The organism is Streptomyces sp. NTH33 (genome assembly GCF_003236365.1).
Taxonomy (GTDB): Bacteria; Actinomycetota; Actinomycetes; order Streptomycetales; family Streptomycetaceae; genus Streptomyces.
The window spans coordinates 1-8,042 of record NZ_POTZ01000322.1 but is presented as its reverse complement, the minus strand read 5'-3'; the positions used below and the strand labels follow the sequence as shown (position 1 = coordinate 8,042).

7 protein-coding genes and 1 pseudogene are annotated in these 8,042 nt (G+C 71.7%); 2 read left to right on the top strand and 6 right to left on the bottom strand.

Annotated features, from left to right (window positions below; genetic code table 11):
* On the bottom strand, window positions 1-311 hold a 311-nt coding region (locus C1I97_RS25830; RefSeq protein ID WP_146608291.1), incomplete at its 3' end, for an integrase core domain-containing protein.
* Window positions 312-629: 318 nt separating this feature from the next.
* Between C1I97_RS25830 and C1I97_RS25825 the strand changes: the two are divergent.
* Window positions 630-1,714: pseudogene (locus C1I97_RS25825) on the top strand (integrase core domain-containing protein).
* Window positions 1,715-1,738: 24 nt separating this feature from the next.
* On the opposite strand, the gene C1I97_RS25820 reads toward C1I97_RS25825, so the two are convergent.
* The 5 genes from C1I97_RS25820 to C1I97_RS25800 all read right to left on the bottom strand — a co-directional run bounded on the left by C1I97_RS25820 (window position 1,739) and on the right by C1I97_RS25800 (window position 7,439).
* Window positions 1,739-2,056, bottom strand: coding sequence for a hypothetical protein (locus C1I97_RS25820; protein WP_111005569.1), 318 nt, complete (start codon window positions 2,054-2,056; stop codon window positions 1,739-1,741).
* A gap of 99 nt (window positions 2,057-2,155) precedes the next feature.
* On the bottom strand, window positions 2,156-3,703 hold the full coding sequence (locus C1I97_RS25815; RefSeq protein WP_181446912.1) for an FAD-dependent oxidoreductase: 1,548 nt from the start codon (window positions 3,701-3,703) through the stop codon (window positions 2,156-2,158).
* A gap of 28 nt (window positions 3,704-3,731) precedes the next feature.
* Window positions 3,732-5,129, bottom strand: a complete 1,398-nt coding sequence (locus tag C1I97_RS25810; RefSeq protein WP_111005567.1) for an FAD-dependent oxidoreductase — start codon at window positions 5,127-5,129, stop codon at window positions 3,732-3,734.
* A complete protein-coding gene (locus C1I97_RS25805; RefSeq protein ID WP_111005566.1) occupies window positions 5,126-6,535 on the bottom strand; it encodes an FAD-dependent oxidoreductase in 1,410 nt (469 codons plus the stop codon). Before C1I97_RS25805 ends, C1I97_RS25810 begins: the two co-directional genes overlap by 4 nt.
* A gap of 73 nt (window positions 6,536-6,608) precedes the next feature.
* A complete protein-coding gene (locus C1I97_RS25800) occupies window positions 6,609-7,439 on the bottom strand; it encodes an SDR family NAD(P)-dependent oxidoreductase (RefSeq protein ID WP_181446911.1) in 831 nt (276 codons plus the stop codon).
* Window positions 7,440-7,803: 364 nt separating this feature from the next.
* Here C1I97_RS25800 and C1I97_RS25795 point away from each other — a divergent pair.
* A partial coding sequence (locus C1I97_RS25795; protein WP_146608290.1) for a helix-turn-helix domain-containing protein occupies window positions 7,804-8,042 on the top strand: 239 nt, incomplete at its 3' end.

Sequence of the window (8,042 nt, the reverse complement as noted above, 5' to 3'; positions counted from 1 at the left end):
GGTGGTTTGGTGCTGTCCGGGGGCAGTTGCCGCCGTGACTGGTGGGGGCGGTGCTGGTGGTAGTGCCGGATGTACTCGGCCAGGACCGCTTGGGCGTGGGCCTCGTTGCAGCTCAGGATCCGGTCGAGGAGCTCGCGCCGAAGGGTGCCCACGGCTTGCTCGCAGATCGCGTTCGCTTTCGGTGCCTGCGGCGGGCTGAGCAGGATCTGCACGTCGTCGGCCTGGAAGACGGCGTCGAAGGCGTCGGTGTACTTCGCGTCCCGGTCCCGCAGCAGAAGGCGCGGCGAGTCCATCCGGCACCCCGACGTCATGGCGGGACTCCTCGCCTGCCGGCGGTCCGCTGCGCGGTGGGGTGGGCGGTGACGCCGGCGAGGTGTGGTCGGCGAGTGCCGTGCTCGATGAAGGTCAGGGCGGACAGGCGCCCCCGCGCCACGGTGTCGAGGTGCGGGAAGTCGGCGGCGATGATGCCGTGGGCCCGGGTGGTGAGGAACTGGCGCCAGGTAGGGCCGGAGCGATGCGGGGCGGGGTCAACTCCCGCGGACTGCAGGATCTTGTGGGGCTCGTTTATTCATCGCTGCAAGTGAGGGCGCATCTCGGGCGCCTTCAGGGGCGGTTGGGATCATGCACGAGTGATCGTGCCGTTGCCGTACCAGATGACCCGGAAGCTGCTGTCCGTCCCGACGGTGCTCCTGCGCCGCGACACGGCCAAGGACGCGGAGCTGCTCGTGCTGCGGCACGAGAACGCGGTGCTGCGACGGCAGCTCAAGGGGCCGGTGCGCTACGAGCCCGCGGACCGGTTCTGGCTCACGGCGCTGTCCGCACTCATCCCCCGCCGCCGCCGGCGAGCGGTCTTCCCGGTCACCCCGGGGACCCTGCTGGCCTGGCACCGCCGACTGATCGCGGCGAAGTGGGACTGCACCGCCCGACGCGGCCGAACCGGCCGCCCACCCACCAAAGCCGCGCTCAAGAAGCTCACCCTCCGCCTGGCCAGGGAGAATCCACGGTGGGGGCACAGGAGAGTCCAGGGCGAACTGGCCCGGCTCGGGCACCCGGTCGCCGCCTCCACGGTGTGGCAGATCCTGCATGCGGCCGGGCTCAACCCGGCCCCGCGCCGCTCCGGCCCGACCTGGCGGGAGTTTCTGACGGCCCAGGCCCAGGGCATCGTCGCGGTCGACTTCCTACACGTGGACACCGCGCTCGGTGGGCGGTTGTATGCGCTGGCGTTCCTCGAGCACGGCACCCGGCGGCTGCACATCACCGGCGTCACCGCCCACCCGACCCGGGAATGGGCGGTCGGCAGGCCCGGAACTTGGCCGCCGACCTGGGCATGCGCATGGACTCGCTGCGGTTCCTGCTGCGGGACCGCGACGACAAATACGGTGCGGCGTTCGACGCGGTCTTCGAGGCCGAGGACCTGGATGTGATCTTGAGTGCGCCGCGGGCTCCCCGGATGAACGCACACTGCGAGCGGGTGATCGGAAGTATCCGGCGCGAGGCCCTCGACCACGTCCTGATCATCGGCGAGGCCCACGCCCGGCAGGTGCTGGCCGGCTATCAGGACCACTACAACAGGCATCGGCCGCACCGGGCACGCCAACAGCTCCCACCCGACGCCGACCGCCAGCCCGCCACCGTCCACGACCTCGACGACCGAAGACTCCTACGCACCCGAGTCCTCGGCGGCGTCATCAACGAGTACCGATACGCGGCCTGACGTGCAGCGATGACTTTCCGAGCCCTACAGGGTGATCAGCCGCTCCAGCCAACTCCGGTCGGCCTTGGCCAGCGCGTCCGCGGCCTGCTGGTAGTTCCGCCGCCCGGCGTTGACAGATCCGAACACCACCAGATTCTCCAGCACCATTTCCTTGTTGAGCTCGTCCAGGCCGACCGGGATCTTCCGCGAACCGGAACGGTTCAGCGCTCTCGGGGTTACACCGTTCGATTGGCAGGCCCGGTCCCGCCGCCGTTTCTCGTCGGCCGATCCTGTCGAAGTCCATGGCCCCTTGCTTTCAGGGGGCTTGAACTCGACCTCGTGGGGACAAGTTGAACGATCCACTGCGAGTTCAGCACGGGCTCACGGGTGATACGACGACGCCGCACCTTTCCGCCACTGGCTGGTGCGGCGTCGCGCGAGGGGCCCGTACCTGCGGGGTGGTCAGGCGTCCGCCGTCGCGGGCCCCGTGGAGGCGACGCGCATGTCCGTGCGGTGCGGGGAGGCCGCGACGTTCCGGCCGACTATGCGGCCGGAGACCATCGCCCAGCCGATGTGCAGGCCGTGGTTGAGGAGCTGCAGGCCGCCCTGGCCGGTGGACCCGGCGGCCCACAGGCCGGGCACGGGCGTGCCGTCCTCGCGTACGACGCGCAGCTGGTCGTCGACGCCGAGGCCGCCGTCGGCGAGCGTGATGTAGGCGTTCATGGGGCCCAGCGCGTAGAACGGGCCCTGCGTGACCCCGTTGCCCAGGTGCTGGCGACCGTGGTCCTCGTCCTTGCCGTCCTGCACATTCTGGTTCCACCGGTCCACCGTGGCGCGCAGGGTGGCCGGGTCGACGCCGATCTCGTTCGCCAGCTCCTCCAGGGTGTCAGCGCGGTGGTACACGTCCGGCCTGTACCGTTTGTAGTCCTGCACGTACGCGTACGCGACGCCCGGGAACGTGGAAACCGGGTTCGGCCACGCGGAGAACTTCTGCGCGACCTGCTTGTCGAACACCATGAACCCCGTGTTGCTCCCCGTGGCGGCCACCGCCCGGGCCATCGCCGAGTCCGTGTCCTCGTTCGCCAGACGGCGCCCCGTACTGTCCACGAGAATCGCTCCCGCCTGGTACATGGTGACGTTCGGGCCGATCCAGCTGGTCAGCGCACCTCGGATCACGTACGCCAGCAGGTTCTTCGGCAGCCGCTCCACCACGAACCGCATCACCCGGTTCAGCGCGGGGACCGACGGCAGCATCTTGATCAGGTCCGGCCGCTTCGACGGCGCGAACCGCAGGCCCTCGTACAGGCGGTCCATCTGCAGGGTGTACCCGCCGGCCTTCTCACCCAGGTAGAACCCGTCGCCGGTGTTCGCCGGGTTCACCGGCGGGATCCTCGCCGCGTCCTCGCCCACGTGCTTCGCCTTCAGCTCCGTGGAGGCGGAGTAGTCGCCCGTCGTCAGGACGACGCCCCGGCGCCCGAAGTACCGCGTGCCGTTCGCCGCCGCACCGATGATCTCCCCGTCGGTGTTGCGCAGCAGCTCGTCCACCCGCATCGACGTGTAGATCGTCACGCCCAGCCGGCGGCACTCCCGCAGCAGCGCGTCCCGGTAGGCTCGCGAGTTCGGCAGCACGTTGTGCATGCGCGGCTTGTCGTACGGCGGCTCCGGCGTCGGGCCTAGGAACTGCACCCCCAGCGACGACAACCACTCCACCGTCGGCCCGGCGTTCTCGGCCAGGATCCGCCGCAACGACTGGTTCTCCCGCGCCTCGTACGGACCGTTCGCCGTCTTCATGTCCTCGACGAACAGGTCGATGCTGTCGTTCACCCCGGCCCGGAACTGGTAGCTCGTGTTCGCCGCCGTGAACGACCCCACGGACAGGGCGGTGGACCCACCCACCTGCGGGCACTTCTCCAGAACGACGACCGACGCTCCGCTGCTGGCCGCCGAGATCGCGGCCGCCATGCCGGATCCCCCGGCCCCCACGATCAGGACGTCTGCGGTGTAGACCATGATGCTTCCCCTCGTCAGGTTCCGTGGCTCAGGTGCCGACCAGTACGTCGGCCTGCGGGCGGGGCCCGGCGCTCGCGGCCCGGGCGGCGCTGCGCCCGGCCCGCCGTCCGGTGATGTAGGCAGGAGCAAGGCCGCCCGCATACCCGTGGTTGGACAGCCCGCCGATGTCCGCCCCGGCGGCGTGCAGGCCGGGCACGGGGCGGCCGTCGGCGTCCAGGACACGGGCCTGGTCGTCGATACGCACGCCGCCGAACGTGAAGGTGATGCTGGGCTGCACCATCAGCGCGTAGAACGGGCCGGTCTGCGGGGCGCGGGCCTGCGCGGATACCGGGTGCCCGCCCGCGAACCCGCCCCCGGCGGAGGCGGCCGAGACGTAGTCCTGCAGGGTCTGCCCCAGGACGGCCGGGTCGATCCCCCAGGCGGCCACCTGCGCGACCAAGTCCTCCAGGGTGTCGGCCTGGGCGTGCAGGGCCCCGTTGTCGACGGCGACCTGGTAGCGGTCCACGACACCCAGCCCGGGGAAGGGCTCGTCGGTGCCGACGGTGGAGCGCACGTGGTCGTCGAAGACCAGCACGCCGCGGGCCTGCGGCTGCTGCAGGAGGTCCTGGTTGAGGATCTCGTCGCCCAGGGTCTCGTCGACGAACCGGCGGCCCTCCAGGTTCACCAGGACGGCGTGGTCGGAGTAGTACTGCGAGTTCGGCAGGAAGTCCTCCGGCTCGAAGCGGTTCACGGGGGCCCCGATGAGGTGCCCGTAGAACGTGCTCATCGCGGTGCTGCCGCCGGCCCCGGCCTGCCGGGCCAGGCGCAGGCCGTCGCCGACGCTGCCCGGGTTGGAGCGCAGCAGCAGCCGGTCGGCGTTCGGTCCCATCGCACGGGTCAGCTCGTCGCGCGCCCCCTGGAAACCGCCGCTCGCCAGCACCACCGCCGGGGCCTCGTACCGCACCCGGCCCTGTGCGGTGCGGACCAGCAGGCCCGTGACCGCGCCGTCGTCGTCCTGCAGGACCTGCAGCGCCGCCGTGCCGGTGCGGCACACGCCACCGCCCGCCTCCACCTGGGCTCGGCACCAGGCCAGGATCGCGCGGATGTCCGTGGAGTACCCGATGCCGAACGTCATGATGTCCGTCTTCGGGGTGTCGGCCACCCGCTCGCCGGTGGCGCGCAGCTCCTGCAAGCACTCGGCATAGTCCTCCACGACGGCGCGGCCCAGGGCCTCGTCCCCGAGGGGGATACGGCGTCGGTAGGCGTCCAGGTCGGGGGCCGTCCAGAACATGCCCGCCGACAGGGCCGTGGACCCGCCGAACGTGTCCTGCTTCTCCAGGAGCGCCACCCGGGCGCCCCGCCGCGTGGCCGCCACCGCGGCCGAGGACCCGGCGATACCGGACCCCACCACGACGACGTCGAACCTCTCCGTGCGCACGGTGCTCACGCCGCGACCTCCTCCTGCCCGCTGCTGTCCTGGCTCTGCGGCCCGGACCTGGCGAGAGCGGCGCCGAGCATGTGCCCGAACACCGCGCCCTTGCCCAGGGACGTGCCGGTGATGTACGTGGCCCCGTGAAAGCCGCCCACGACCTCCCCGACGGCGTACAGGCCGTCGATCGGCTCGCCGTCGACGGTGGTGACCTGAGCGTCGGGGGTGACGGTGACTCCGCAGTAGGTCGTCGTCATCAGCGCCTTGGCGGGGTAGGCGTAGTACGGCGGGGCGTCGATCGGCATCAGCTCGCCCACGCCGTTGCACAGGCCTGTGCGGCCCTGCTCGTCCGCGGCCTTCCCGGCGACGGCGGCGTTGTATCGCTCGACCGTGGCGGCCAGCCCCTCGGGAGCGACGCCGGCCAGGGCGGCGACCTCCTCCAGGGTGTCGGCCTCGTGCAGGTGCCCCAGCTCCTGCAGGGTGTCCATGTCCTTCAGGGGGATGCCGCGGTGGGACTGCGCGCGCACCCGGGAGTCGAACACCTGTACGCCGAGCCCGCCGGGCTGGTCCAGGACGGCCCGGCCGAGCGCCTTGTAGTCGATCGACTCGTCCACGAACCGCCTCCCGGCCGTGTTCACGACGATCGCGCCCATGTAGTAGGCGGTCAGCAGCTCGTGGAACTCCTCGTCCGTCTCGGGGTGGGAGCCGTAGGTCGCCGCCACGAACGACATGTCCGCCATTCCCGCGCCCAGGCGCCAGGCCATGCGCAGGCCGTCGCCGGTGTTGCCGCGCCCGCCGTACGGGATGGCTGCCAGCTGCTCCGGTGCGAAGACCTTCAGCATCTCGGTGCCGCGGCTGAACCCGCCCGTGGCCAGCACGACGCCGCGGCGCCCATACAGCTCCACCGGCCCGTCCGGGCCCTCCGCCAGCACGCCCACGACCCGGCCGTCGTCGGTCAGCAGGCGCTGCGCGGCCGTGTCCGTCAGCGTGGTGCCGCCCGCTGCGACGAACGCCGCGTGCAGGGTCGCCAGGACCTCCTTGATCGCGCTGTTGTGCCCGCGCGCGGCCGACATCCCGGAGCTGATCGCCACCTCCCGGAACCGCACTCCGTGGTCCTTCAGGAACCGGTAGGCGGCGTGCTGGTGGGCCAGGTAGGCGTTCACCAGGTCCGGGTCGTTCAGGTGCCGGCCGCCCTCCAGCAGGTCGTGCCGGAACAGGTCCTTGGAGTCCTCGATGCCCTCCTCGGCCTGCTCCGGCGTGCCGGAGAAGGCGAACCAGCCGCCGCTCATCGTCGAGGTGCCGCCCAGGGTGGGCTGCTTCTCGACCAGCAGGACGTCCAGCCCTGCCTCGGCGGCCGTGGTCGCGGTGGTCTGCCCGGCGATGCCGGAGCCCAGGACCACCAGGTCGTGCTCGCGGTGCTGCATGGTGCTCTCGCTCTCCTCGTCGAGGTCGGGGCACGGGGTCGTGCGCGTGGCCGCGGGGCGACCCGTGGCGGGGTCAGGCGCGGGGCGCCCAGCCACCGTCGACGTCGATGCTGGTGCCGGTGATGTAGGACGCCTGCGGGGACAGCAGGAACTCCACGGCCGCCGCGACCTCCTCCGGGCGCGCGTACCGGCGGGCCGGGACCTGCTCCACGATCGGGCCGGTCGGCGGGACCTGGCCCATCATCGGCGTCTGCACGAACCCCGGGGCGACCCCGTTGACCCGGATGCGTCGCTCGGCCAGCTCGTGCGCCAGGCTGATCGTCAGGTTCGCCAGCGCGGCCTTCGAGGCCCCGTAGACCATCGCCGACGGCAGGAACGGCGGGTAGAGAGCGCCCGCCGGGCCGCCGGTCCCCGTGCGCCCCGCGATCGACAGCAGGTTCACGACGCTTGCGCTGCCGTCGTCGGGCATCAGCCGGGCGGCCTCCCGCACGAGGAAGAACGGGGCGGCCACGTTGACCGCCATCACCTGGTGGAACAGGGCGTCGTCGATCTCGTCCAGCTCGATCTTGCGCCCCTCCCGCTTCGGGGAGATGCCGACGGCGTTCACGACCGCTCCGATCGGGGCCAGGTCCGTGGCCGCCGCCGCAAGGTCCGCGTTCACGGCCGACGACGTCAGGTCGCCGCTGAAGCCGAGGTGGCCTTCGCCGGGTAGGCCCTTGGCGGTGGCCTCCGCGCGGGCGCCGTCGACGTCCGCGACGACCACGTGGTAGCCGGACTGCGCCAGCCGGGCCGAAATCACGGAACCGATGCCGCCGGCACCGCCGGTCACGATCGCCGAGCGCTCCGGGGTCGAGGTTCCCGCGGCCTCCGGGCTCCGCGCGGGCAGGGCAGGGGTGGTGGTCATGCCAGGAACCTCCGACGTTGGTGTTCTCCTGCCGCGGGGCCGCGGACAGGGCGCTGCTGGTGAGGGCGGCTTCCTCGACCGGTCGCCGGCGCGGCCAGTGGCACGGCCGCGGTCGAAGTGATGGCACTGCACTCGCCCTCGAACGTGCGGTAGTCGCCCATGCGGGCCGTCACGAGCAGCGCGGCGACAATCGTCGCGATCCAGAAGGCCGTGATGCCGAGCGTGGCCCTGAAACTCCTTTGTCCCGACACGGATCGAACTGCGGGTTCTTCCGGACGGCCACGTCGGTGTGGCCCCGCTCCCAGGCTCGATGTGACCGTAGCGACCCTCTTGCGAACCGTGCAATAAAAAGTAGGCTCGTTGCATGGAGCGCAACGAAGGGTTTCGCGTAGAGGCGGCGCACCGCGTGCTCGTCCTCGTCAAACTGCTGGGCTCGGCGGGCTCGCTGAGCGTCAGAGAGGCCGCCGCCGCCCTCGACGTCAACCCGTCCACCGCCCAGCGGCTGCTGGCCACGATGGTCGGAGACGGGTTCGCCCGGCAGGGCGAGCGCCGCCGCTACTTCCCCGGCCCCGAGATGGTCCGCCCCGCCACGGCCTCCACCCC